The sequence below is a fragment of the Pseudomonas sp. RC4D1 genome (assembly GCF_018390395.1).
GTDB lineage: Bacteria > Pseudomonadota > Gammaproteobacteria > Pseudomonadales > Pseudomonadaceae > Aquipseudomonas > Aquipseudomonas danubii.
Genome location: NZ_JAHBAW010000001.1, coordinates 2810223 through 2835608 on the forward strand (window position 1 = coordinate 2810223; position 25386 = coordinate 2835608).

Sequence of the window (25386 nt, forward strand, 5' to 3'; positions counted from 1 at the left end):
TACACCACTCACTGCATGATCGGCCCAACATGACCCAAGCACTTATCGAACTGTCCGACCTGGGCTTCAGCTGGCCCGGCCACCCTCAGTTGCTGGACATCCCGAGTTTCCGCCTGGAAGCCGGCGAAACACTGTTCCTCAAGGGCCCCAGCGGCAGCGGCAAGACCACGCTGCTGGGCTTGCTGGGCGGGGTGCAGAAACCCAATCAGGGCAGCATCCGCCTGCTGGGCCAGGAGCTGACCGAGCTGGCCGCCGGAGCACGTGATCGCTTTCGCGTCGATCACACCGGCTACATCTTCCAGCAGTTCAACCTGCTGCCGTTTCTCTCGGTGCGCGAGAACGTCGAACTGCCCTGCCACTTCTCCAAACTGCGGGCCAGCCGCGCCATTCAGCGCCACGGCAGCGTCGATCAGGCGGCCGCCACTTTGCTGGCCCATCTGGGTCTGAAGGACCCCGACCTGCTCGGCCGTCGTGCCGACTCGCTGTCCATCGGCCAACAGCAACGGGTCGCCGCCGCCAGGGCCTTGATCGGCCAGCCAGAGCTGGTGATCGCCGACGAACCCACCTCGGCGCTGGACTACGACGCCCGGGAAGCCTTCATCCAACTGCTCTTCGCCGAGTGCCGCGAGGCTGGGGCCAGCCTGCTGTTCGTCAGCCATGACCAGAGCCTGGCGCCGCTGTTTGATCGCAACCTGTCGCTGGCCGAACTCAATCGCGCCGCCACGCCCGCAGAGGTCTGAGATGTATCTGTTCCGTCTAGCCATGGCCAGCCTGGCTAACCGCCGCTTCACCGCGATCCTCACCGCCTTCGCCATTGCTCTCTCGGTCTGCCTGCTGCTGGCGGTGGAACGGGTCCGCACCGAAGCCCGGGCCAGTTTCGCCAGCACCATCAGCGGTACCGACCTGATCGTCGGCGCCCGCTCCGGCTCGGTGAACCTGCTGTTGTACTCGGTGTTCCGCATTGGCAACGCCACCAACAACATCCGCTGGGACAGCTTCGAGCACTTCGCCAACAACCCAAAGGTGAAGTGGGCGATCCCGATTTCGCTGGGCGACTCCCATCGTGGCTACCGGGTCATGGGCACCACCGAGGCCTACTTCCAGCACTACCAGTACGGTCATCAGCAGAGCCTGCAACTGGCCGTGGGCCGGGCTTTCGCCAGTGATCCTTTCGAGGTGGTACTGGGGGCCGAAGTCGCCGATGCCCTGCACTACAAACTTGGCGACAAGCTGGTGCTGGCCCACGGCGTGGCGGCCATCAGCCTGGTCAAGCATGACGACAAGCCCTTCACCGTGGTGGGTATCCTCAAGCGCACCGGTACTCCGGTGGACCGCACGCTGCATATCAGCCTGGGCGGTATGGAGGCGATCCACATCGACTGGCACAACGGCGTGCCAGCCCGTGGCGACGGTCGTATTACTGCCGATCAGGCGCGCAACTTGGACCTGACGCCCCAGGCGATCACCGCCTTCATGCTTGGCCTCAACAGCAAGATTTCGACCTTCGCCCTGCAACGGGAGATCAACGAATTTCGCGGCGAGCCGATGCTGGCGATCCTGCCCGGCGTGGCCCTGCAGGAACTCTGGAGCCTGATGGGCACCGCCGAGAAAGCCTTGTTCGTGGTGTCGCTGTTCGTGGTTCTTACCGGCCTGATCGGCATGCTCACGGCGATCCTCACCAGCCTCAACGAGCGCCGTCGGGAGATGGCCATCCTGCGTTCGGTAGGCGCCCGTCCCTGGCATATTGCAACCCTGCTGGTACTGGAGGCGTTCGCCCTGGCACTGTTCGGGGTCCTGGCCGGTCTGGGCCTGCTGTACCTGGGCATCGCCCTGGCCCAGGGCTACGTGCAATCGAACTACGGCCTGTACCTGCCGCTGTCCTGGCCCAGCCAGTATGAGTGGACGTTGCTGGGCGGTATCCTGATCGCCGCGCTGCTGATGGGCAGCGTGCCGGCCTGGCGCGCCTACCGGCAATCCCTGGCCGATGGCCTGTCGATTCGTTTATGAGCACCGCTTTATGAAAGCCCAACGCCTACTGCGCCCCCTGCTTGCCCTGTCGCTGCTGATCGCCACGCCGTTGTGGGCGGCCGGAGCACCGAAGGATCTGACCTGGTCGGAAATGATCCCGCCGGACGCGCCGCCGGAAGTGTCGAACATGCAGCCGCTGCACGACCTGTCGCAGATGAGCGATGCACTGGCCGCCGAATCGGCCCCCGCCGCCAAGCAGGACCTGCCCAATGCGCCGGTGGTGAAGAGCCTGGACGGCCAGACGGTGCGCCTGCCCGGCTACATCGTGCCCCTGGAAGTAAACGAGGAAGGCCGCACCACGGAGTTTCTCCTGGTGCCCTACTTCGGCGCCTGCATCCACGTGCCACCACCGCCGTCGAACCAGATCGTCCACGTCACCAGCGAGCTCGGGGTAAAGCTCGACGAGCTGTATCAGCCTTACTGGATCGAGGGCGCCATGCAGGTCAAACCCTCTACCAGCGAGCTGGCGGACGCCGGCTACCAGATGGCGGCGCAAAAGATCTATGTCTATGAGTTGCAGGAGTGAGTGCAGCAGCGGTGCCGGCTCGGACAGGGTCCGGGCACCAGGCCAAAAGAGTGCAGAACAAAAGAATAGTTCAGCCCTGCCACCGGGGTTCGCCATTTCATTGAGCTGAGTCAAGGCAGTCAACTTGACGATCCTTACCATTGAACATAGCCAATTTGAATCGTCCTTTGGAGCTCCCATGCACAAGTCTCTGCTTAGCGCTTCCCTGATCGCGCTCGCACTCGCCGCCCCGATTGCCAACGCCCATGAAGCTGGCGATATCCTGATCCGCGCCGGTGCCATTACCGTCAATCCAAAAGCCAACAGCTCCGACGTCAAGGTCGACAGCGGCCCGTTGGCCGGCGCCAACCTGGGCGGCAAGGCGACCATGAGCAGCGACACTCAGCTGGGTCTGAACTTCGCCTACATGGTGACCAATAACGTCGGTATCGAACTGCTGGCCGCCACCCCGTTCGAACACGATGTGAAGATCAAGGACACCTCCCTGGCCGCCGCCAACGGCAAGCTCGGTACCCTCAAGCACCTGCCGCCGACCCTGAGCGTTGTGTACTACCCGCTGGATAGCAAATCGGCGTTCCAACCCTACGTCGGTGCCGGTATCAACTACACCTGGATCTACGACGAGCACGTCGGCAGCCGCGCCCAGGCCGCAGGTTTCGACAATTTCCGCGCCAAGAACTCCTGGGGCCTGGCCTGGCAGGTCGGTGCCGACTACATGCTGACCGACAAGATCATGGTCAACGCCCAGGTGCGCTACATCGATATCGATACCCGTGCGTATGTGGATAACAACGCCCTGGCCGCCGGCACCCGCGCCAAGGTCAATGTCGACGTTGATCCTTGGGTCTACATGGTGGGTCTGGGCTACAAGTTCTAAGCCCGCCGACAATGAAAAAAGGCGCCTCGAAAGGCGCCTTTTTCATGCCTGCACTTTCCCTCAGCGCCCCATCAGGCGGGCGAGGCCGACACTCATCGGAGTCGGCTCGGGAAACGTGAAGCGCTGCAGCAGACGCTGATTGCTGGCACGGGAATGACGGATGTCACCGGCCCGGGCCGGACCGTAGCTGATGGCAGGCAATTCGCCGACCACCTCGGCCAGGGCCGCAAGCATCTGCTTGAGGGTGGTGGCCTGATTCAGGCCGACGTTGACCGCCCCCACTTCAAGCTGCGGTGCCTCGATGGCCTGCACCAGCACCTGCACCAGATCACCGACGTAAACAAAGTCCCGAGTCTGCTCGCCATCGCCGAACACGGTGATGGGCAGCCCCTGTTGGGCCCGCTCGCTGAAGATGCTGATGACCCCGGAATAGGGCGAGGACGGGTCCTGACGCGGGCCAAAGATATTGAAGAAGCGGAAGATCGCCGGTTCCAGGCCATGCTGGCGCCGATAGAAATCAAAATAATGCTCGCTGGCCAGCTTGTCCGACGCATAAGGGGTCAGCGGCGCCTTGGCCGTGTCCTCATCAATGGACTGGCCTTCGCCGTTGTTGCCATAGACCGCCGCGCTGGAGGCGAACAACACCCGTTTGACGCCGCACTGGCGCATGGCCTCGCAGACATTCAGGGTGCCGATGAAATTGCTCTGGTGAGTCTGCACCGGATCGTCCACCGAGGCCTGTACCGAGGCCACTGCCGCCAGATGCGCCACGGCGCAACAGCCGTGCATGGCACGGCTCACCAGCCCCGCGTCGGCGACGTCGCCCTCGATCAGTTCTACCCGCGGGTCGTCCAGCGGCAGGTTGCTCGGTTTGCCAGTGGACAAGTCGTCCAGCACCCGCACCGAGTAGCCCTTGGCGAGTAGGGCGTCGGTCAAGTGCGAACCAATGAAACCGGCGCCGCCGGTGATCAATACAGGGCCATCAGCCATGACGATAAAACCTATCCAGTAAGGCCGGGAGCGCGGCACGCCAGGCGCGCGGCTTGATCCCGAAGGTATGAAGAATCTTCTTGCAGGCCAGCACCGCGTGCTGCGGTTCTTCGGCAGCATCGCCACAGGCGGCATGGGCCTGGGCAGTCGGGGCCTCGATGGCCAGCGGGTGCAGTTGCCGTGCTTCTGTCAGCACCGCCTGGCCCAGAGCCAGGGGCGTGGTCGCTTCCTGACCGGCATAGTGATAGGTGCCCCACAGCGGCGCGGCACAATCGAGCTGCTTGAGCACCGAGATGATCACCCGCGCGGCGTCGTCCACCGGGGTCGGATTGCCCCGACGGTCGTCCGCCATCAACAGTTCTTCCGGGGATTCGGCCCGAGCCAGGAAACGCCCGAGAATGCCGTCGGAGCTGTCGTCCAGCAACCAGCCGAAACGCAGCAAGACGTGCTGCGGACAGGTGGCACGAACGCTCTGCTCGATCCGCCACAGTGCCTGACCGCGCAGCCCCAAGGGCACCGGCTCGTCTTTCTCGCTGTAGGCGGTGGCCCGGGAACCGTCGAACACTCGATAGCTCGAAGGCTGCGCAAGAATGATGTTGTGATGCTGGCAAAGCTCCGCCAGCCGTTCGACCGCGCGCTCCTGAGCACTCAGGCGTGCCTCGCTCACCGTCTCCGCCTGAAACCAGTCGAAGTAGTAAGCCAGGTTGATCAAGGCATCCGGGCGGGTGTCGTCGAGCAGTTGCGTGAGGCTCGCGGCATCCCAACCGTCTTGCGGCGGACGGGGGGCGAGGAAACCGATGTCCTCCTCCGCACCCAGGCGAATCAGCGCCTGCCCAAGGGCATTTCCGCCGCCCAGTAACATAAGGCGCATTCGCATAGAGTCAGCAGGCCCAGTCTGTTCAGAACGATGGTTTGGATCGGCCAGTCCCGTGGGTTTGACCGTCGAGAATTGCCGGAATCGTTGCATTTTGCGGGTTTGTGGCGCAAGCGTCACTGAGAAAGTGTCGGTGCGACCTTGTGCCCTCAGCGCCGACTGCGGCGCCAGCTGCACAGCACGCTACTTGCAAGTTGCCCCGAGCGGCCGCATAAACCCATCCATGACCCTCGCCGAATCCATGAACCCGGTCCTGGACGGTTTTCATCCCGCCGTCAGCGCCTGGTTCGAGCGCACCTTTGCCGCCGTGACCACGGCCCAGGCCCGCGCCTGGCCGTTGATCGCCCAGCGCCGCTCGACCCTGATCGCCGCCCCCACCGGCTCGGGCAAGACCCTCACCGCCTTTCTCGCCGTGATCGATGACCTGGTGCGCCAGGGCCTGGCCGCTGGCGGCCAGTTGCCGGACGCCACCCTGGTGGTCTACGTCTCGCCGCTCAAGGCCCTGAGCAACGATATCCAGATCAACCTGCAGCAGCCGCTGGCCGGCATCACCGAACAACTGCGTCTGATAGGCCTGCCGGAACTGTGCATCCGCACCGCGGTGCGCACCGGCGACACCCCGCAGAAAGAACGCAACGCCATGCGCAAGAGCGCGCCGCAGATTCTCGTCACCACCCCGGAATCGCTCTACGTGCTGCTGGGTTCGGACTCCGGGCGCAAGATGCTGGCCAGCACCCGCAGCGTGATCGTCGACGAGATCCACGCCCTGGCCGGGAGCAAGCGCGGCAGCCACCTGGCCCTGAGCCTGGAGCGCTTGCAGGCGCTGTGCGCCGAGCCCCTGTTGCGCATCGGTCTGTCGGCCACGCAGAAGCCCATCGAGGCCGTGTCACGTTTTCTGGTGGGGCATGAGCGGCCCTGCGAAATCGTCGACATCGGCCATGCCCGCCCCCGGGACCTGGATATCGAAGTGCCGCCGGTGCCGCTGTCGGCAGTCATGTCCAATGATGTCTGGGAGCTGGTGTACGAGCGCCTCGCCGCCCTGAGCCGGGAACACCGCACCACGCTGATTTTCGTCAACACCCGACGCCTGGCCGAGCGGCTGGCCCGGCACCTGAGCGAACGCCTGGGCAAACAGGCGGTGGCCGCGCACCACGGCAGCCTGGCCAAGGAGCAGCGCCTGGAGGCCGAGCAGCGGCTCAAGGCCGGGGACCTGCAAGTGTTGATCGCCACTGCCTCCCTGGAGCTGGGCATCGATATCGGTGATGTCGATCTGGTGTGCCAGATCGGCTCGCCGCGCTCGATCTCGGCCTTTTTACAGCGCGTCGGGCGCTCCGGCCACCAGGTCGGCGGCACCCCGAAGGGCCGATTGTTTGCCCTGACCCGGGACGACCTGATCGAATGCGCCGCTCTGCTGGACTGCGTGCACCGCGGCGAGCTGGACAGTCTGCTGATCCCCCATGCGCCGCTGGATGTGCTGGCCCAGCAGATCGTCGCCGAAGTCAGCTGCCAGGAATGGCCGGAAGGAGCGCTGCTGGACCTGCTGCGCCGGGCCACGCCTTACGCCGACCTGGATCAGGCCCACTACCAGGCCCTGCTGCAGATGCTTGCCGAAGGCTTCAACGGTCGCCAGGGCCTGCGCAGCGCCTATCTGCATCGTGATGCCCTGACCCGCACCCTGCGCGGCCGTCGTGGAGCCAAGCTGACGGCGGTCACCAGCGGCGGCACCATCCCCGACAACGCCGACTACAGCGTGCTGTTGGAACCTCAGGGCCTGAACATCGGCAGCGTCAACGAAGACTTCGCCGTGGAAAGCATTGCCGGCGACGTGTTCCAGCTGGGCAATACCTCCTACCGCATCTTGCGGGTGGAAACCGGAAAAGTGCGGGTCGAGGACGCCCAGGGCCAGCCGCCGAACATCCCCTTCTGGCTCGGTGAAGCCCCGGGGCGCAGCGCCGAGCTGTCCAGCGCCGTGGCCCGCCTGCTGGCGCAACTCGACGCCCAGCTCAGCGCGACTCCGGGCCAGTTGCAACCGGCCATCGACTGGCTGCAGCAGGCGCTGGGGCTGAACCGCGCCAGCGCCGAGCAACTGGTGGATTACCTGGCGCCCGCGCGCCTGGCCCTGGGCGCCCTGCCGTCCCAGGACACGCTGATCATGGAGCGTTTCTTCGACGAATCCGGCGGCACCCAACTGGTGATCCACAGCCCCTTCGGCAGCCGCATCAACCGCGCCTGGGGCCTGGCCCTGCGCAAGCGTTTCTGTCGCACCTTCAACTTCGAACTGCAGGCTGCCGCCAGCGAGGACGCCATCGTCCTGTCGCTGTCTACCAGCCACAGCTTCGCCCTGGATGAAGTCTGGCGGTATCTGCACAGCAACAGCGCCGAGCACATTCTCATCCAGGCGCTGCTGGACGCCCCACTGTTCGGCGTGCGCTGGCGCTGGAACGCCGGGATCGCCCTGGCGCTGCCGCGCTACAGCGGCGGGCGCAAAGTGGCGCCGCAGATCCAGCGGATGAAAAGCGAAGACTTGATCGCCAGTGTGTTTCCCGACCAGATCGCCTGCCTGGAAAACCTCGCCGGCGAACGGGAAATTCCCGATCACCCGCTGGTGGAACAGACCCTCGACGACTGCCTGCACGACGCCATGGACAGCGAAGGCTGGCTGCAGCTGTTGCGGCGCATGGAACAGGGCCAGGTGCGCCTGCTGAGCCGCGAGCTGCCCGCGCCCTCGCCCCTGGCGGCGGAAATTCTCAGCGCCAAGCCCTACACCTTTCTCGATGACGCGCCCCTTGAAGAGCGTCGCACTCAGGCGGTATTGGCGCGGCGCTGGAGCGACCCGCAAACCACCGACGACCTCGGCGCCCTGGATGCGGACGCCATAACCGCCGTGGCTGAAGAGGCGTGGCCAAATCCGGCCACGGCCGATGAAATGCACGAAGCCCTGATGAGCCTCGCCGCCATCAGCGAGGCTGAAGCCCAAGCCAACCCCCAGTGGCCGCAATGGCTGGCAACCCTGGCTGCACAGGGTCGCGCCTGCCGCTTGCCGGTGGGCTCCAGTGAACATCTGTGGCTGGCGCTGGAGCGCATCACCTGCCTGCAAGCCCTGTATCCCCACGCTCCCTTGCAGCCGGCCCTGAACCCCGTGCCCGGCTTCGATCAGGCCTGGGACCCGGAACCTGCGCGAGTGGAACTGATTCGCGCGCGCCTCAGCGGCTTTGCCCCCCAGACCCTGAGCCAGATCGCCGCCCCCCTGGGACTGCCTCCCGGGCAAATCGCCCAGGCCCTGGTCCAGCTTGAAACCGAAGGCTATGTACTGCGGGGGCGCTTCAGCCCCGATTGCCAAGAAGAACAGTGGTGCGAACGCCATCTGCTGGCGCGAATTCACCGCTACACGGTCAAGCGCTTGCGCCGGGAGATCGAACCGGTGGCCCTGCAGGACTTCATGCGCTTCCTGTTCGACTGGCAGCACCTGTCCCCAGGCACCCAAGGCCAGGGCAGCGCCATGCTCGCCGAAGTGGTCAGCCAGCTCGCAGGCTACCCGGCGGCGGCCTCAGCCTGGGACAGCGACCTGCTGCCGGCGCGGATCAAGGATTACTCCGCCAATTGGCTGGATGAGCTGTGCCGCAGCGGCAAGGTGGTCTGGAGCCGGATCAACAGCACGGGCAAGACCGCCAGCAGCGCCCTGCGCAGTACGCCGATCGTGCTGCTGCCACGCTCCCAGGCCGCTCTCTGGAGCGCATTGACCTGCCCGGCCGACAGCCACGAGCTCTCGCCCAGGGCGCAGAAAGTCCACAGCGTACTGAGCCAGCAAGGCGCTCTGTTTTTTGATGAGCTGCTGCACGAAGCCCACCTGCTGCGCAGCGAACTGGAAAGCGTGCTCCAGGAACTGGTGGGCGCCGGCCTGGTGAACGCCGACAGTTTCGCCGGGCTGCGCGCCCTGATTACACCGGCGAGCAAACGCCAGAACCGCAGCAGCCGACGAGGTCGCGGGGCCTTTGTCGGTGGCATGGACGATGCCGGACGCTGGGCCTTGCTGCGTCGTTCAGCGACTCAAGACTCGACAGCCACCCTGGAACAGGTGGCCATGACCTTGCTGCGCCGTTACGGCGTGGTGTTCTGGCGACTGCTGGAACGCGAGGCGGACTGGCTGCCCAGCTGGCGCGAACTGCTGCGCACCTTCCATCGGCTGGAAGCCCGGGGGGAGATCCGTGGCGGGCGTTTTGTCAGCGGTCTGGCCGGCGAGCAGTTCGCCCTGCCGGAAGCCATCCCGCTGCTACGGGAGGTACGCCGCCGGCCCCATGACGGCAGCCTGATCGCGGTGTGTGGCGTGGACCCGCTGAACCTTGCCGGCACCCTGCTGCCCGGGCCCAAGGTGGCGGCACTCAGTGGCAACCGCCTGGTGTATCGCGACGGCCTGCCCGCCGCGGCCGAGATCGGCGGCACCCAACACTGGTGGCTGGAACTGGAACCCGAGGCCGCCCAGGCCCTGCGCAACAAACTCATCCAGCACTGACCTTCCCCCGCAGGAGCCGGCTTGCCGGCGAAGGCGGCCCCGTCAATCCCGGCCCATTGCCCCGCCTGCGCAACGGCTATGGGATCAGACTTAACCGGCGCCGAGTCTATTGCCCCCGATTGGCGGCACTGGGAGACACACCGAAGCGGTTGCGGTATTCGCTGGGGGCCAGACCGGTGATTTTCTTAAACAGGCTGCGAAAGGTCGCCGGGTCCTGGTAACCCACGGTCCAGGCGATGTGATCGATGGTGCCGTTGGTGAACTCCAGCATCTCCCGCGCCTTGCCCACCCGCAGGTGCTGGCAGTACTGGGTCGGTTTGAGGCCGGTGGCGGCGCGGAAACGTCGCAGCAAGGTGCGCTCTTCAAGACCCGCCTGTTGCGCCATCGTCGGCAGCGACACATCCACCGCGCCATTGGCCTGCAGCCAGTGCTGCAACTTGAGGATCGCCCCATCACCATGGTTGAGGATCGGCGCGAAATTGCTGCCGCACTGGCTGGCGCTGTCGCTGTGCTCCATCACCAGAAAACGCGCCGTGGCACTGGCGATGCTCGGCCCCAGCAGGCGGTCCACCAGGCGCAGTCCCAGTTCGGCCCAGGCCATCAACCCGGCCGTGGTGATCAGGTCGCCATCGTCGACTATGGGTTGGTCGGCCTCCAGGCGCACCTGTGGATAACGGGCGGCGAACGCCTTGGCCGAGGTCCAGTGGGTGGTGGCGCTGCGGCCATCGAGCAGGCCACTCTCGGCCAGCAGGATCGAGCCCACACAGACCCCGCCAAGCGTGGCGCCGGCCGCATGCTGCTGGCGCAACCAGCTCACCAGGGCAGAGGACGACTGGTTCGCGGAAAAACCTGCCAACGAAGGCGGTATCACCACGGCCAGCAGGTTGCCGCTCTCTCCCTCCTGGCTGTCATAGATCCGCCGTGGGCCTTGTGCCTCAGAGGCTTGCCAATGGCTGACCCGCAACCGCGGCAGTTGCGCCAGGGGCTGTTCACCGGCAATCCGATTGGCCACTTCGAACAGATCGGTCAGACCATGCACCGCCGCCATCTGTACCCCGGGATAAAGCAGTACGCCCAGTTCGGCGACCGAGCCTTGAATGCCCACTGTCAGTTTTCCCCCTGTTAATGTCGATGCGGCCAATCCTCCTGGGAGCAAGGGCCACCGATACTGGGCCCCAGGTTATCCACTCACTTGGAGGCAACACCCATGGCCAAACAGGCGCTCATCGTAATCGATATCCAGAACGACTACTTCGCCCACGGCAAATGGCCCCTGGTCGGGGTCGACGCAGCGGCGGACAACGCGGCAAGGCTGATCCAGGCCTTTCGCCAGAAGGCGCAAGCGGTGGTGCACATCCGCCACGAATTCACCTCCGACAGCGCGCCCTTTTTCACCCCAGGCTCCGAGGGTGCGCACTTGCACCCCAAGGTGCTGAACCGCGCCGACGAACCCGTGGTGCTCAAGCACTTCGTCAACTCGTTCCGGGAAACCGAGCTGCAGGCGATCCTCCAGCAACAGGGCATCGATGAACTGGTGATCGTGGGCAACATGAGCCACATGTGCGTAGAGGGCACCGCACGGGCTGCTGCCGACCTGGGCTACCCGGTCAAGGTGATACACGACGCCTGTGCCACCCTCGACCTGGAGTTCAACGGCCAGCGAGTACCGGCGGCGCAAGTACAAAGCGCGGTGATGTCGGCCCTGGCATTCGCCTACGCCGATGTCCTGTCCACCGAAGAGTTCCTCGCAGCCTGATCGCTTGCATTCTGCGCCGACGATGGCGGTGAGCTCAGCCTCACCGCCGTTTGTGTCTGGGCAGGCAGATCTGCCCCAGACAGATATCCACAGGCAAGGACACCACACCGCCTGTTGTCGCCAACAAGACAACTTCCCGAATTACTTACGAATGATTCTTGTTATCCGGGCTAATTGTTAGTTGCGACCAAACTCTCGCCGCCACAACTCAAAGCGGTCAAATAAATGGCGCCATTAACAATGGTCGACATTCAATAGCTGACTAATGGAAATGTTTTAACCCCGATTATTTCAAATCCTGCCTTGAGCTTTACCAAGAGTCGCTTCACGCCTAATAACATCAACACTTATAAATCTCAGTGCTTACTTCTTACGGTTACCTGTAATTCGATATAACCAAAGCGAATAAAACATATAACAAAAGCCAGAACCCACCTATAACAGGACTCCCCACCCCGGATTCATTGCCCTTAAAGCCAAGCAACAAGGTTGCACCACGTCCCTGGGGAGGGTGTTCGCAACAGTATCAACAGCCGAACCCGATACTTTCCCAGCGGGCCAAAAAAGAGCCTTGCGAGCCACTTCAATCACCTTACTTGCAAATCCAGCGGCCTTGGCTAAGTTGATAGCTACTCGCCACTGAAGTGCTCTTCAGCCGCCAGAAAACCAATAAGAACTGTCGAGGAGTTCAATAACCGGACGCCCCCCGCCTGCCCCAGCTGAGACTGACACGGAATTAGTCATATTAATCAAGAGGGATGCTTGATGAAGCGCAGTTCATTGCCTCGAGTTTTTTCATTCAAGGGTGCGGCCGAAAATTACTGGCTCTCGTTAGTGCTGTTTTCGATTCTGGTGGTCGCCAGCTTCCTGCTGTTTGAACAACAGATCCAACAGTTGCTGAATCACCTTGGCAACTTCCTCCCTTCCGATCCCGTGCAACGCACCAGCCTCGCTCTGCTGCTGGTCACACTGCTGGCCCTGGACGTGCTCTTGCCGGTGCCTTCCAGCCTGGTGGCGCTGCTGGCCGTTGCGGTTCTGGGCGCCGTTGGCGGCTATCTGGTGATTTTCATCGGCCTGTGCCTGGGAGCCTGTCTGGGCTACTGGCTGGGGGCCGGCTACTTTCGCCTGTTATCCAACTGGCTGGGGCTCAGGAGCTGGCAGCCGGGGCAACTGGCCTATCGCCTCAGCACCCTGTCGCTGATCTGCCTGCGCGGAGTTCCAGTGCTGGCAGAGACCTCGGTGCTGGCCGCGGGCATGCAGCGTTATCCACTGCGCCAGTTCCTGCTGGTCACCACCCTGGCCAATGCCGGGCTGGCCCTGGCCTACGCCGCCATCGGCAGTTTGCTGGTGGAGCAGAACGCACTGCTGGCGACCATTCTCGCCAGCATGGTGCTGCCGGGGCTGGTCCTGGGCGCCCGCAGCCTGCTCAAGCCTCGCGCTGCGCAGCCGCCGATGGAGCAAAACCATCCTCTGGAAGGACGCTTCGAGGTGAGCTACCACTACCCGGTGCTGTTCACCGATCACATTTTCCAGGCCGACAATCCCTGCCTGCACCGGCAACTGGTCCAGGCGCAACAGGGACGCACCACCGTGCTGGTGTTCATCGATGAACAATTGCTGCAGTGCTGCCCACAACTGCCGCAACAGATCGACGCCTATTTCAGCGCCCACGCCGCCGACCTGCATCTGCAGGCCGCACCGATCCCGGTGCCGGCGGGCGAACTGAGCAAGACCCCGGACGTGCTCCAGCAGTTGTATGCCCACATGCTTGAACACGGCCTGGACCGCCACTGCTATGTGCTGGCCCTGGGCGGCGGCGCGGTACTGGACGCCGTCGGCTATGCCTGCGCCACCTTTCATCGGGGGATGCGGCTGATCCGCATCCCGACCACGGTGCTGGCCCAGAACGACGCCGGCATCGGGGTCAAGAACGGCATCAACGCGTTCGCCCAGAAGAACCTGCTGGGCGCCTTCTACCCAGCCACGGCGGTGATCAACGACTTCCAGCTGCTGCTCAGCCTGTCACCCCGGGACCAGATCGCCGGGCTGGCCGAAGCGGTGAAAGTGGCCGTGATCAAGGACGCTGCATTCTTCCAGTGGATGGAGCAGCAGGCCGAGGCCCTGGCGAGCTTTGAACACAGCGCCAGCCGCTACGCCATCTTCCGCTGTGCGCAATTGCATCTGGGCCATATCACCGGGGCCGGCGACCCTTTCGAACGGGGCAATGGCCGCCCCCTGGACTATGGGCACTGGGCTGCGCACAAGCTGGAGAACCTCAGCCAGCATCGCTTGCGCCATGGTGAGGCGGTGGCGGTGGGCATGGCCCTGGACGCGCTCTATGCCAATGCCACCGGTTTGCTGAGCCATGCTGAAACCCAGCGCCTGTTGCAGCTGCTGGACAAGCTCGGCTTCAACCTGTGCCCGCCGGAGTTGCGGTTGCAGGATGCCCAGGGTCGCTCCATGGTGCTGCTGGGGCTGGAGGAGTTTCGCCAGCACCTGGGGGGCCAGTTGTCGATCCCGATGCTCAACCGCCTGGGCCAGTCCACCGATGTGCACCACATCGAACTGCCGGTCATGGAGCAGGCCCTGCTGCGTCTGAGCAGTTTCGGTGGGCCGGAGTTCGCCTGGACCGAAGGCTGCGCCCAATGAGCCACTCCTCCCTGACCACCTGGCTGACCCTGGGCCGGGTATCCAACCTGCCAACGGTGTGGACCAACGCCCTGGCCGCCGCGTTGCTGGCCAGCAGCGCCACCACCCTGGCACCGCCCTCGCCACTGGTGTGGACCCTGCTGCTGGTGGCGCTCTCGGCGCTGTACCTGGCCGGGATGCTGCTCAACGACCTGCTGGATGCCGATTGGGACCAGCAACATCAGAACCCGCGGCCGATTGTCCTGGGCCTGGTCAGCCGGACTCAGGTCAGCCTGGCCACCGCCGCCCTGTTGCTGCTGGCGGCGCTGTCGGTACTGGGCCTGAGCCACCTGATCGCGCAGCCCCATTGGCTGCTGGCCAGCGCCGGCTTGCTGCTGCTGTTCATCCTGGCCTACAACCTGCTGCACAAAAAATACCCCCACAGCGTCTGGCTCATGGGCGGCTGCCGCTCGGCCCTGTACCTGACCGCCGCCGCCAGCCTGGCCATGCCACCGCAGCCGCTGTGGCTGTGTGCCGCGCTGCTGGGCACCTACATCGCCGGCCTGACCTACCTGGCCCGACTGGAGCATCGCAACCAACTGCTCAGCCGCCTGCCGCTGCTGCTGATGCTCAGCCCCCTGGCCCTCGCCGCTTACGCAGACAACGGGGTGTTCTGGCTGGTCCTGCTGCTGTGGCTGGGCTGGTTGGGCTGGCACTACCGGCGCCACCTGGCCAACCCGCGACAGCGGCAGATTCGTGCCTTTATCGGTGCTGGCCTCGCCGCCCTGCCATTGTTCGATGCCCTGGTGCTGGCCCTGGCCAATCAACCCCTGGGCAGCCTGCTGTGCGTGCTGGTGTTCTTTCTGCTGCCCCACCTTCAACGCTGGATCAAGCCGACATGACCATGGACGTCACTTTCCCCGCCTCGCTCCCGCTCGTCATGCGCCATGAGGCCTTTGCCGAACGCCGCCGCCAACTGGATGACCAGCTCGACGACGAGAACCGCCGCTGGTGGCACGCCGCCCTGGAGCAACTGGCCAGCCAACCGTCGGCAAACACCCTGGTGCTGCTCAGCAGCCAGTGCAAGCGTCGCTTTGGCAACGCCGAGGTCAGCGCCAGCCCAGGCTGGAACCGGACTCAACTGGCCCGCGCCTTGCTCCTGGAGCAACTGCTGGAACAGCAGGCCGGCGGCGATCAACTGGCCCTGCTGCGCCAGCTGTTTCTGTGGGGCGATGACCAGGAAAAAAGCGTACTGCTCAGGGTCCTCGATGACCTCGACACAGAGGGTCGCAGCCTCGAACTGGCGCTCCAGGCAGGACGTACCAACAACCGTGAAGTGTTCGCCGCCCTCGCCCTGGACAACCCCTTTCCCGCTCGCCACTACCACGACCGGGCCTTTCACCAGTTGCTGCTCAAGACCCTGGGCATGGGCCTGGACAGTGGCCGCGTCAAAGGCCTGGCCCAGCGCCACAGCGTCGACCTCAACCAACTGGCCCTGGAGCATATGGAAGAACAGTTGGCGGCGTTTCGCAGTGTCAGCGACGGGCTGCCCCACGCCATCGCCTTCGAGCTGTTGAGCCAGGCCCAGCGCCAACGCTTGCGCCACCTGTGCCAGCAGCGACGACTGCCACCGCACTGGCTCCAGCACTTGCCACCCGACGCCTGATTCGACACCGGCGCACCCACTCAATTTTCTCTACCACTGCATCAGGGACTCACCATGCCGAAGTACTTCGACCCGCACATTCATATGGTCAGCCGCACCACCGACGACTATCAGAACATGGCCGCCGCCGGGATCACCGGGGTGATCGAGCCGGCCTTCTGGCAAGGCCAGGCGCGCACCAGCGTCGGCAGCTTCATTGACTACTTCGACACCCTTCTGGGCTGGGAGCGCTTTCGCGCCAGCATGTTCGGCATTCACCACTTCTGCACCATCGGCCTCAATCCCAAGGAAGCCAATGACCTGTCGGTGGCCAACGAGGTGCTGGAGATCCTGCCGCGCTATCTGGTCAAGGACGGTGTGGTCGCGGTGGGCGAGATCGGCTACGACGACATCACCCCCGAGGAAGACCGCTTTCTCGCCGCACAACTGGAGCTGGCCAAGCAGTTCAACCTGCCGGTGCTGGTGCACACCCCGCATCGGGACAAGATCGGCGGCACCAAGCGCACCCTGGCGGTGATCCGTGAAGTGGGCATCGCCGAGCATCTGGTGATCATCGATCACCTCAACGAACTGACCCTGCCCCTGGTGCTGGACAGCGACTGCTGGCGCGGGCACTCCATCTACCCCAACACCAAGATGTCGGAGCAGCGCATGGTGGCCCTGCTCAAGGAGTACGGCACCGAGAAGATGGTGGTCAACAGCGCCGCCGACTGGGGCATCAGCGATCCGCTCAAGGTGCCCAAGACCGGCCAGGCCATGCTCGCCTCCGGATTCAGCGAGGCTCAGGTGGAACAGGTGCTGTTCCATAACCCGGTGGATTTCTTCGCCCAGAGCGGACAACTCGACAAGCAACAGGTGAGCACCCCGCTGCCCATCGACCAGCGTCGCCAATGGCAGGACAACTCCGCCCTGCGCGGCCAGGAACCGGTGGTCAAATGAGCGCCCGGGCCGGTTGGAGCGCCGCGCAGATCGGTTACTGCAGCAACGTGCACCCGGCGCGGGACGTGGCCGGCCTGAAGAGTTCGATCCTCCAGCACTTCCAGGGGGTGCGCCGCCAGCGTGGTCTGGCGGTGCAGGACAGCGGCCTGTGGATCAGCGCCCAGGCGGCCGCCGAGCTGCAGCAGCCCGCAGTGCGCGAATCCTTCCTCGGGCTGTTGCACGACAGCGGGATGCGCCTGACGTCCCTCAACGGCTTTCCCTACGGTCAGTTCCATCAGGGTGCGGTGAAGGCCGAGGTCTACCGACCGACCTGGGCCGAACCGCAACGCCTGGAGTACAGCCTGCAACTGGCGGAGTTGCTCGCCGCCGCCCTGCCCCTGGACTGCCCGCAGGGCGTGATTTCCAGCGTGCCCTTGGGTTACGCCGCCCTTTGGGACGACGCCCAGCAACAACAGGCCGAAGCCCAGCTGTTGCAGTTGACCGCCGGGCTGGCCAGCCTGCATCGGCGCAGCGGTAAGAAGATCCTGCTGTGCCTGGAGATGGAGCCGGACTGCGTACTGGAAAACACCGATCAGGCCATCGCCTTCTTTCAGCGCTGGAAAGCCACCGATCCCCACCATCAATACCTGGCGCTGTGCTTCGACGTCTGCCACCAGGCGGTGGTCTTCGAGGACTGCTACCAATCGCTGCAACGGCTGCTGCAGGCGCGCATTCCGGTGGGCAAGATCCAACTGTCCAATGCACTGATCTGTCACTTGCCGGTGACGGACCTGGCACGCCGCGAGCAGGTGCTGCAGGCCCTGGGCAACTTCGCCGAAGCCACCTACCTGCATCAGGTGAAAGCCCGTGACCGCAAAGGCCAACTGCTGGCCTGGGCCGACCTGCCGAAGGCACTGCAGGCGGTGGAACCGGTGCAGGGCCAGTGCCCCGAGTTGCGCATTCACTTTCACGTGCCCTTGTTCAGTGAACAGTTCCTGTTGCCAGAGCTCAACGGCAGCCAGCAGGCCCTGATGCGCACCTTCGACTTTCTCGCCGCCCATCCGCAGTGCCAGCCGGTGCTGGAAGTCGAGACCTACAGCTGGAACGTACTGCCCGGCACCCTGCGTCCGGACACCGAACAAGCCCTGCTCCAAGGCATTGCCGCAGAGCTGCAGTGGGTTGAACAACAGTTGCGCCAGCGGCACTTGCTGCATGGGCAATCGTCCCCCATGGAGGCGCCAGCCCATGCCCTCTGAAGCACTGCGCCAGCCCCTGCTGCTGATCAACGTGGTCGGCCTGACCCCCAGCTTGCTGGGCCCGGCCACGCCGCGGATCAACGCCCTGCTGCAACGGGCCAAAATGGCCCGGCTGCGCCCGGTGTTCCCGGCCGTGACCTCGACGGTACAGGCTTCGATCCTCACCGGCTTGCCGCCTTCGCAACACGGCATTGTCGGCAACGGCTGGTATTTCCGCGATCAGGCCGAAGTGCGCTTCTGGCTGCAGCCCAATGCGCTGATCCAGGGTGAAAAGGTCTGGCAGACCTTGCAACGTGAGATCCCCGGCCTGCGCTGCAGCCAGCTGTTCTGGTGGTTCAACATGTACGCCGAGGTGGATGCCGCCATTACGCCACGCCCCCACTACCCAGCCGACGGGCGCAAGATGTTCGGCCTCTACTCGTCACCGCCCGGGCTGCACGAACGCATCGAACGGCAGATTGGCGAGTTTCCCTTTCCGGGCTTCTGGGGCCCGGCGGCGGGCATTGCCTCCAGTCGCTGGATCGTCGACTGCGCCATCGCCGAGTTCCAGATCAGCCGCCCCGATCTGCAACTGATCTACCTGCCGCACCTGGACTACAGCCTGCAACGCCTGGGGCCCGAGCATCCGTCCATCAGCGACGAAGTGTGGGCCATCGACCATGAAGTCGGGCGCCTGCTGGACTTTGCCCAGCAACAAGGCGCGGCGGTGATGCTGGTTTCCGAATACGGCATCGAAGCGGTGCAGCAATCAATCTCCATCAACCGCGTGCTACGGGAACAGGGCCTGCTGCAAGTACGCCGTTCCCTGAGCTGGGAGCTGCTCGACCCCGGCGCCAGTGCCGCCTTTGCCGTGGCCGACCATCAGATCGCCCACGTCTACGTGCGCCAGCCCAGGGACATTGCTCGGGTCAAGGCCCTGCTGCAGCGCCAGCCGGGCATCGAGCAGGTGCTGGATAAAACCGAACAGCGGGCCTGGCAGCTGGATCACCCGCGCAGCGGCGAGCTGGTGGCGGTGGCCGCCCCGGGCTTCTGGTTCGATTACTACTACTGGTTCGACGACCGCCTGGCCCCGGACTTCGCCCGCACCGTGGATATCCACCGCAAGCCGGGCTATGACCCGCTGGAACTGTTCATCGATCCGGCGATCCGCTTTCCCAAGCTGCGGGTCGCCCGCCGCCTGCTGCAGAAGAAGCTCGGCTTTCGCTACTACATGGACCTGATTCCCCTGGACACCCGACTGATTCGCGGCAGCCACGGACGCTTGCCGAGCAACGATGAGGTGGGGCCGCTATTGATCACCGATTGCGATTTACCACTGCCGGAGCATCTGCCGGCCACTGCGGTAAAGCACCTGCTCCTAGAGCATTTCCTAGGGCGCCCCTATGACGACACGGCTCAAGCCAAGGAGATTCCATGCGGCGAACCATCCCTATAGCGGTACTCAGTGTGTTGAGCGGTCTCGCTCAGGCACAGAGCCCGAACACCTTCGATTGCAACAAGTTCCTGACCTTCGCAGACGACCCCACGACCACCCTGGCGACGTTCAAGCAGAGCCCGGAAACCATGGCCTGGAACTGGTTTGTCTGCCTCAACCAGCCGGATGCCAGCCGCAACAACAATCGGGTCTGGGAAACGTTCAAGCCTTCCGATCAGGTTTACCTGTTGAAGGGGGCCGAGCCCCTGCCCTACTCCGACCATGAAAACCTGCCGAGCGAAGTACCGGAACTGGCACAAAAGCAGGGCATGGACCCCAAAGGGCTGTTTCAGTTTCTCGGCAACGACATGCCAGGCAGCCCGCAGAACGGCATCCAGCAGGTGGATGGCCTGGCTCTGAAAATGCGCAGCGGCCCACCGGTGCCACCGTCGAAAAACGAACAGTTGGTGCGCTTTCACCTGTTGATGGGCGAAGACACCTTCAACTACATCGTCGCCAACAAGATCTACAACCGCGATGGCCTGGCCAAGCTCACCAGCAACCTGGACTTCCCGGACACGGCCTGGGAGCTGAAAACCTCCTGGTTCTGGATCGGTACCGACCAGGACTTCAAGGCCCTGTTGACCCAGGACGGGTACTACATCTCCCAGGCCTATTACGTGGACAGCACGGGCCAGTATCAGGTGGGCTACGCCGCCCTGAGCGGCATGCATGTGATCAACAAGCTGACCCCGGACTGGGTCTGGACCACCTTCGAAAACCGCAACAATCCCAAGTACACCGTCACCAATGACACCCCACCCAAGCCGATGACCAACATCACCGGCCCCACCGAGGCGGCCAAACCGGTGAACACCAGCTTCCAGCAGCAGTATTCGAACCTGGCCCAGTACGAACTGATCGGCGTGCAGTACGACCAGAACCGTGCCGAACCCAAGCTGCTGGCCAACTCCCAACTGGAGTCGGCGTTCCAAGGCTCCTCATCGTGCCTGGCCTGCCACAGCACGGCGGCCTATTCGACGAAGAAGAACACCTTCTTCTCGTTCAACATCGACCACACAGGCGGAATCCTCTACCCCACCAGCGTACTGCCGGACAAAGACTTCGTCGGTTATCAAAAACTGGATTACGTCTGGTCGCTCAAACGCGCCCAGTGGAAACGCTAAGGAGAGCAGCCCATGAGCGTCTTGAACTTTCCACGGATCTACCTCAACGGTTTCATGTTCTGGAACCCGCCAACCTTCAACAACAACGATGTGCTGCCGCTATACGACGCGGTGAAGATGCAGATGAACTGGCCTTTCCTGAACCGGTACGGGATCAACGACAAGAATGCCCCGCAAACGCTGATGCCCTGGGGCATCACGCCGCTGGCCTACAAGAACGTCCCGGACTACGTGCTGCAGGTGCCCACCAACGGCGATCCCAACAACTACCCGATGATTCCCGCCGAGTGGGATCTGTTCGGCGACAACGCCTGCGGCACCGTGGACTACCAGCAGTTGCGCTCGGTGATCATCGGCGGGGAATCCAAGGTCGACAGCTACATCGACAGCGATCCGCTGATCAACAAGTCCTACCAACTGCTGGGCAACTCCTTCGGCAACCCGACCCCGACCGCCGCACGCTTCGTCGACGTCAGCCCCTGGCAGAACACCTTCACCGCCCTGTACTTCGACAAGTTGGTGCTCGGTGACGCCACCTGTGGCCTGACCCTGAAACACACGTACCGCATGCTCAACCGCTTTCTCGACTTCAACTGGGGCGCCTTTGGCGGCCTGGTCTACGTCACTGCCACCTGGCAGACCTGCTTTCCCAAGGACCAACTGGAATGGGTCATCGGCGACTCAAAACTGTTGAAAAACCTGCAGGATGAAATGCTCAGTCAGAACGCCCAGGGCCTGATGATCAGGTTCACCACCTACCTGACGGTCTATGACAAGAACGGCCTGTTCAACGACTTCAAGATCGTCAACAGCCATTCCCAGGCGCCCTGGGACATGTCCAGGCTGCAGATGCTTTATCAAATGGGCCTGGACAACCCGACCGAAACCTTCTTCAACCCGGCCTACAGCCGCACCGCCGGCACCCTGGGCCTGTGGTTCGCCAATGAGTTCCCCACCGCACCGGCCGGCCAGCGCCTCGTGCCTAAGACTTCGGTGCCTTTCTACAAAAAGGTCCCGGACGATACGCAGATCCATGCGGATGAACAGTTGGTCAATCTGGGCGTGATCAGCGCCGAGCTCCATGGCGACACGCTGTCTCTGGACCTGGGCAATACCTTTCCGATCTACCCGGACGTCCATGACGGCCCGGCCGCCCCCGATCTGGATGGCCGCAACAACGCTGTTCCGGTCGCCGCCAAGTTCCACGTCGGCGACTTTGAGTTGGGGGTCCAGCAGGGCGGCAACTTCGAGCCCCTGACCAGCGTCAGCTATGAGCAGTATCAGCAGAGCGCCTTTGACAAGCGTTCCGGCCTGTTGGACCTGCCCCTCGATACCAGCGCCCAAGCCCTGTTGAAAAACGGCAACCTGGCACTGCGCCTGAAGGGCACGGACACCATCGCCGCCGAACAGCAGATGTGGACCGCGGAAGTCATCGAGAGCGGCAGCTTCATCGACGTCGGTGACAGCCGGACGCTGAACATCATGGTGCAAAACAACGGTACGCCCGCGCCGGCCGGCACCACCTTGTGGGTCGCCGAGTACAACAACGCCTTCATGCTGACCACCAGCAACTACTACCTGGCGTTCAGCAACCCGGCGGATTTCGTGCTGATCACTGACTATCCCAAAGCACGTGCCAAGAACAAGCCGGGAATGCCCCAGTTCATCGGCGGTTCGCAGCATCCGAGCCTGTTAAGGGAGGGCAGTGGCAGGAGCCTGAGTGCCATGATCGTCAGGGGTTCCGCGTGCGATGAGCCGGTCAGCAGCGCCATCACCTATCAGGAGTTCCTGAAAACCCCGGCCGCTGTCGATCTGAGGCCCTGCCTGAGGTTCGAGAACCCGCAAGCGATGAGCGGGACACTGGATAATGACGCCGGCATGGGTGCCACCGTGAACTACAGCCTGACCCGCATCCAGACCAATGCCGACGGCATTGCCCAGTTGACGGTGCATGCCGTGGCGCCGGGCTTCCCCACTGTGCGGTTTTTCATCCAGGACGATCCGACAGGGATTCCGTTCAGCTTCTCCTACACCGGTGCCTTCACCGACTTCCTTTCGCCGCTGCGGGTGCTGCCGCAAGAACCGCAGATGCTCAAGGACTTCATCGACTACTGGAACGGCGTGTGCAAGTTCGACGACGCCAACGTGCGGATCTGGAACGGCTTCATCTTTCCGCAAATCCTCCAGCCCTTCTATTACCTCTACCCGATCATGAACAAGTACATGCCGCTCAACTCCCTGCAACGCATTGAGGGCGCGATCGAGCAGTTCATCAAACTGATCAGCAAGGAGTATCAGGAGGCCAGCACCCTGGCCATGCCTATCACCCGGGACTTGCCGCAGAGCCGTCGCCAGGTGCTGGAAATCTGGGCCAAGGACCTGGTGAGCACCGGCTACCCGCCGACCCCGCTGAACCTCGACGACTATCAGCAAGGCTGAGCCGCAACGGCCATGCACTGGAACACCGGGCGACCTGGGTCGCCCGGCTTTGCAAAGGAGAGTCAGATGAACGCCAGTTTCTTCAAGCGCCTGCTGTTGGCCGCCACCCTGCTGTGCGCCAGCCAGACACTGTGGGCCCAGAAATACCCCGACAACGTCTACTTCAACATGGGCGTGCACAACACCAAGGGCTGCAATGCCCTGAACAACAACTGCGTGATCAAGCGCAAGGCCGGCGAGCCGACCGATCCGCTCTATCCGGCAACCTGGGTCAGTGACTGGACCATGTACCGGGTCACCGCCAACTACGAGAAGAACCCGCCGCCCTACAGCAGCCCGCCCAGCACCCTGCAACCTGCCGACTACACCGTGTCCCAGGGCAGCAGCTACTACGACAACGACTATGTCCCGGCCGACGGTGACGGCTCCGGGGCGATGATGGAGCACTACGAGAAATACTGCCTGCCGATCTTCCCGATCAAGGACAACAACTACACCTGCTCCTTTGTCTCCCTGGGTAACAAGGCCTACTTCCTCACCTACCCCGAGGACCGGCCCAAGGACATGCCGGCCTGCTGCCTGTTCTCGCCCATGAACCATCCGCCGCGCCGGGACTTCATCAAGCACCTGCCCTACAGCGCCGCCCGCAGCCAGCATCTGGACGGCAGCGTGCAGGCCTACGCCTTGGAGCTCAAACCCGGCAAAGGCAGCCCCCCCATCCTCTTCGGCTATGCCTTCTACAAGCAGGCCACCAGCGACGGTCCGGGCCAACCGGCCTATCAACATCCGCAGTCGTTCTATTTCTCCGGTGATGCCAGCGTCGCCAACGCGCCAATTGTCAGCCAGAACTACCGCAACTGGAGCAATGCAAAGCCGGACCCGGCCAAGACCTGGGACCAGGTGGCGAAGATGTGCCCGGCCAACCCGCCTGACTGCCAGCTCTTCACGCCACCGCCATCGCTGAAGAACGGTGCACGGCCACAGTGGAACCAACTTTCACCCACCCCGCAGTAACAGGAGCAGCCTCATGAACCGTTGGAGCCGTTTCACCGCCCTGTTGTTGCTTGGCCTGGGCAGCCAGCAAGCCAGCGCCCTGCAACCCAGTGCAGCGGGGGCGCAAACCAGCTGCCCACCCACAGCCACGGTGCCTGCCGCCGGCGCCTCGCAGCAGGCTTTCGATCAATACAGCTGGCAGATGTTCATCAACCTGAACTGGCCGGCCCAGGCGGGACAGCGCGGAGTGGCCGATTGCAGCAAGCCCCTGGGCAGCCCAGGCGATACCGTGTGGCAGACCTACAAGAGCGTCAGCGAGACCTTCCTCCCCGGGGCCAAGAATCCGGGCCCCTGGAACTCGCAACTGCCCCGCAGAAACCTCAGCCTGATCAACATTGCCGCGGTCAAGAACACTCAGGTGGTGCAAGCGGACAACCAGGCGGTGGGCGGCTGGCTGATTGATCAGCGCGGCAACCCGACCTACTACGACATCGCCGCCAACGAGGTCTCCTACAACTACATCGTCGCTAACGACTTCTACAACGCGGTGGTCGTCGATGCCGCGAAGAACATCGGTTTTCCCAACAACGCCGGCGAGATCAAGAGCAGCTGGCGCATCCTCACCAGCGCCGACGACAGCAGCCGCTATCTGACGATGAAGGCATTGGTCACCCAGTTCGACAGCCAGGGACAGCCCAATGGCACCACCGAGGCCAACTTGGGATTGGTGGGGCTGCACATCATCAGCAAGGTGGAGGGGTTCCCGCAGTGGATCTGGTCAACCTTCGAGCAGGTCGACAACGTGCCGCCCAAGACCCAGCTGGGGGGCCGTTGGGTAGACCAACCGGCCTCGGGGATTTTCTACTCCTACTTCAACGCCAAGGCGCCCGCCGAAAGCCTCAACCAGTCCCCGTGCCTGTGGCAGCAACAGGCGGGAAAGATGGTCTGTACGCCCAAACCCGGTAGCAGCTTCAGCACCCCTGACCCGCTGAACCGGGTCACCCCGATCACGGACGTCACCCAGCAGATCAATACCCAGTACCAGAGCGATCCGCAGGTACAGCAGAGCGTGTTCAAGTACTACCAGTTGATCACCACCCAACGCCCACAGTCGCCGGACAACCCCGGCAATCCGTTGGGGCAGCCAACGCCGTCGCTTTCGGCCAACGTCACCATGGAAAGCTACATCCAGCCCAACAGCAGTTGCATGAACTGCCACTCCATGGCGGCACCGCTCAACAGCCAGTACAAGAGCGACTTCTCCTTCCTGTTCAGATTCGCCCAAGCCCCGGTCAGCAGCGTCACCAAGGATAAGGAATAGAAC

Annotated in this window: 19 protein-coding genes; 16 read left to right on the forward strand and 3 right to left on the reverse strand. The window is 63.5% G+C overall.

Translation table 11 applies throughout. The annotated features are described in order from the left end of the window. Positions 1-29: 29 nt before the first annotated feature. From KHO49_RS12965 to KHO49_RS12980, 4 genes are all read left to right on the forward strand, one after another. Complete coding sequence (locus KHO49_RS12965; RefSeq protein WP_110596268.1) at positions 30-740, forward strand: ABC transporter ATP-binding protein; 711 nt, start codon at positions 30-32, stop codon at positions 738-740. Position 741: 1 nt separating this feature from the next. Further along, positions 742-2007, forward strand: a complete 1266-nt coding sequence (locus tag KHO49_RS12970; RefSeq protein WP_102865281.1) for an ABC transporter permease — start codon at positions 742-744, stop codon at positions 2005-2007. A gap of 10 nt (positions 2008-2017) precedes the next feature. Continuing rightward, positions 2018-2554, forward strand: coding sequence for a DUF3299 domain-containing protein (locus KHO49_RS12975; RefSeq protein WP_213665105.1), 537 nt, complete (start codon positions 2018-2020; stop codon positions 2552-2554). Between the two features lie 178 nt (positions 2555-2732). After that, complete coding sequence (locus KHO49_RS12980) at positions 2733-3431, forward strand: OmpW/AlkL family protein (RefSeq protein ID WP_041120027.1); 699 nt, start codon at positions 2733-2735, stop codon at positions 3429-3431. A gap of 60 nt (positions 3432-3491) precedes the next feature. Here the strand turns inward: KHO49_RS12980 and pgnE are convergent, their stop codons facing one another. Then, a complete protein-coding gene (pgnE, locus tag KHO49_RS12985; RefSeq protein ID WP_213665106.1) occupies positions 3492-4421 on the reverse strand; it encodes a UDP-N-acetylglucosamine epimerase PgnE in 930 nt (309 codons plus the stop codon). Then, positions 4414-5298, reverse strand: coding sequence for a sugar nucleotide-binding protein (locus tag KHO49_RS12990; protein WP_102865279.1), 885 nt, complete (start codon positions 5296-5298; stop codon positions 4414-4416). The genes pgnE and KHO49_RS12990 overlap by 8 nt, the downstream gene beginning before the upstream one ends. A gap of 220 nt (positions 5299-5518) precedes the next feature. On the opposite strand from KHO49_RS12990, the gene KHO49_RS12995 reads away from it, so the two are divergent. After that, positions 5519-9805, forward strand: a complete 4287-nt coding sequence (locus KHO49_RS12995; protein WP_213665107.1) for a DEAD/DEAH box helicase — start codon at positions 5519-5521, stop codon at positions 9803-9805. A gap of 106 nt (positions 9806-9911) precedes the next feature. On the opposite strand, the gene KHO49_RS13000 is transcribed toward KHO49_RS12995, so the two are convergent. Continuing rightward, positions 9912-10853: a GlxA family transcriptional regulator gene (locus KHO49_RS13000; RefSeq protein ID WP_222933686.1), complete on the reverse strand. Its 942-nt coding sequence runs from the start codon at positions 10851-10853 to the stop codon at positions 9912-9914. Positions 10854-11012: 159 nt separating this feature from the next. Between KHO49_RS13000 and KHO49_RS13005 the strand changes: the two genes are divergently transcribed. From KHO49_RS13005 to KHO49_RS13055, 11 genes are all read left to right on the forward strand, one after another. Next, positions 11013-11561 (forward strand): cysteine hydrolase family protein, encoded by a 549-nt coding sequence (locus KHO49_RS13005; RefSeq protein ID WP_102882388.1) that lies wholly within the window; start codon positions 11013-11015, stop codon positions 11559-11561. 765 nt (positions 11562-12326) lie between these two features. Next, the gene (locus tag KHO49_RS13010; protein ID WP_213665108.1) at positions 12327-14210 is read left to right on the forward strand and encodes a 3-dehydroquinate synthase; all 1884 of its coding nucleotides are present in this window, start codon (positions 12327-12329) and stop codon (positions 14208-14210) included. Next, a complete protein-coding gene (locus tag KHO49_RS13015) occupies positions 14207-15091 on the forward strand; it encodes a UbiA family prenyltransferase (RefSeq protein WP_213665109.1) in 885 nt (294 codons plus the stop codon). Before KHO49_RS13010 ends, KHO49_RS13015 begins: the two co-directional genes overlap by 4 nt. Further along, positions 15088-15855, forward strand: a complete 768-nt coding sequence (locus KHO49_RS13020) for an EboA domain-containing protein (RefSeq protein ID WP_102882391.1) — start codon at positions 15088-15090, stop codon at positions 15853-15855. Before KHO49_RS13015 ends, KHO49_RS13020 begins: the two co-directional genes overlap by 4 nt. Positions 15856-15909: 54 nt before the next feature. Further along, positions 15910-16794, forward strand: a complete 885-nt coding sequence (locus KHO49_RS13025; RefSeq protein ID WP_102865272.1) for a TatD family hydrolase — start codon at positions 15910-15912, stop codon at positions 16792-16794. Beyond that, positions 16791-18029, forward strand: a complete 1239-nt coding sequence (gene eboE / locus KHO49_RS13030) for a metabolite traffic protein EboE (protein WP_213665110.1) — start codon at positions 16791-16793, stop codon at positions 18027-18029. The genes KHO49_RS13025 and eboE overlap by 4 nt, the downstream gene beginning before the upstream one ends. Then, positions 18019-19464, forward strand: a complete 1446-nt coding sequence (locus KHO49_RS13035; RefSeq protein ID WP_213665111.1) for an alkaline phosphatase family protein — start codon at positions 18019-18021, stop codon at positions 19462-19464. The genes eboE and KHO49_RS13035 overlap by 11 nt, the downstream gene beginning before the upstream one ends. Beyond that, on the forward strand, positions 19443-20630 hold the full coding sequence (locus tag KHO49_RS13040) for a hypothetical protein (protein ID WP_110596276.1): 1188 nt from the start codon (positions 19443-19445) through the stop codon (positions 20628-20630). The genes KHO49_RS13035 and KHO49_RS13040 overlap by 22 nt, the downstream gene beginning before the upstream one ends. Positions 20631-20642: 12 nt before the next feature. Next, on the forward strand, positions 20643-23069 hold the full coding sequence (locus tag KHO49_RS13045) for a hypothetical protein (RefSeq protein WP_213665112.1): 2427 nt from the start codon (positions 20643-20645) through the stop codon (positions 23067-23069). Between the two features lie 66 nt (positions 23070-23135). Continuing rightward, entirely contained in the window at positions 23136-24083 is a 948-nt protein-coding gene (locus tag KHO49_RS13050; RefSeq protein WP_110596278.1) for a hypothetical protein, read from the forward strand. A 13-nt stretch (positions 24084-24096) separates the two neighbouring features. Beyond that, entirely contained in the window at positions 24097-25383 is a 1287-nt protein-coding gene (locus KHO49_RS13055; RefSeq protein ID WP_110596279.1) for a hypothetical protein, read from the forward strand. Positions 25384-25386: the final 3 nt, after the last annotated feature.

What these genes read in the sequence shown, in the direction of transcription:
- KHO49_RS12965 (WP_110596268.1), top strand. Translation starts at nt 30, where the DNA reads ATGACCCAAGCACTTATCGAACTGTCCGACCTGGGCTTCAGCTGGCCC.
- KHO49_RS12970 (WP_102865281.1), top strand. Translation starts at nt 742, where the DNA reads ATGTATCTGTTCCGTCTAGCCATGGCCAGCCTGGCTAACCGCCGCTTC.
- KHO49_RS12975 (WP_213665105.1), top strand. Translation starts at nt 2,018, where the DNA reads ATGAAAGCCCAACGCCTACTGCGCCCCCTGCTTGCCCTGTCGCTGCTG.
- KHO49_RS12980 (WP_041120027.1), top strand. Translation starts at nt 2,733, where the DNA reads ATGCACAAGTCTCTGCTTAGCGCTTCCCTGATCGCGCTCGCACTCGCC.
- pgnE (WP_213665106.1), bottom strand. Translation starts at nt 4,421, where the DNA reads ATGGCTGATGGCCCTGTATTGATCACCGGCGGCGCCGGTTTCATTGGT.
- KHO49_RS12990 (WP_102865279.1), bottom strand. Translation starts at nt 5,298, where the DNA reads ATGCGAATGCGCCTTATGTTACTGGGCGGCGGAAATGCCCTTGGGCAG.
- KHO49_RS12995 (WP_213665107.1), top strand. Translation starts at nt 5,519, where the DNA reads ATGACCCTCGCCGAATCCATGAACCCGGTCCTGGACGGTTTTCATCCC.
- KHO49_RS13000 (WP_222933686.1), bottom strand. Translation starts at nt 10,853, where the DNA reads ATGGCGGCGGTGCATGGTCTGACCGATCTGTTCGAAGTGGCCAATCGG.
- KHO49_RS13005 (WP_102882388.1), top strand. Translation starts at nt 11,013, where the DNA reads ATGGCCAAACAGGCGCTCATCGTAATCGATATCCAGAACGACTACTTC.
- KHO49_RS13010 (WP_213665108.1), top strand. Translation starts at nt 12,327, where the DNA reads ATGAAGCGCAGTTCATTGCCTCGAGTTTTTTCATTCAAGGGTGCGGCC.
- KHO49_RS13015 (WP_213665109.1), top strand. Translation starts at nt 14,207, where the DNA reads ATGAGCCACTCCTCCCTGACCACCTGGCTGACCCTGGGCCGGGTATCC.
- KHO49_RS13020 (WP_102882391.1), top strand. Translation starts at nt 15,088, where the DNA reads ATGACCATGGACGTCACTTTCCCCGCCTCGCTCCCGCTCGTCATGCGC.
- KHO49_RS13025 (WP_102865272.1), top strand. Translation starts at nt 15,910, where the DNA reads ATGCCGAAGTACTTCGACCCGCACATTCATATGGTCAGCCGCACCACC.
- eboE (WP_213665110.1), top strand. Translation starts at nt 16,791, where the DNA reads ATGAGCGCCCGGGCCGGTTGGAGCGCCGCGCAGATCGGTTACTGCAGC.
- KHO49_RS13035 (WP_213665111.1), top strand. Translation starts at nt 18,019, where the DNA reads ATGCCCTCTGAAGCACTGCGCCAGCCCCTGCTGCTGATCAACGTGGTC.
- KHO49_RS13040 (WP_110596276.1), top strand. Translation starts at nt 19,443, where the DNA reads ATGCGGCGAACCATCCCTATAGCGGTACTCAGTGTGTTGAGCGGTCTC.
- KHO49_RS13045 (WP_213665112.1), top strand. Translation starts at nt 20,643, where the DNA reads ATGAGCGTCTTGAACTTTCCACGGATCTACCTCAACGGTTTCATGTTC.
- KHO49_RS13050 (WP_110596278.1), top strand. Translation starts at nt 23,136, where the DNA reads ATGAACGCCAGTTTCTTCAAGCGCCTGCTGTTGGCCGCCACCCTGCTG.
- KHO49_RS13055 (WP_110596279.1), top strand. Translation starts at nt 24,097, where the DNA reads ATGAACCGTTGGAGCCGTTTCACCGCCCTGTTGTTGCTTGGCCTGGGC.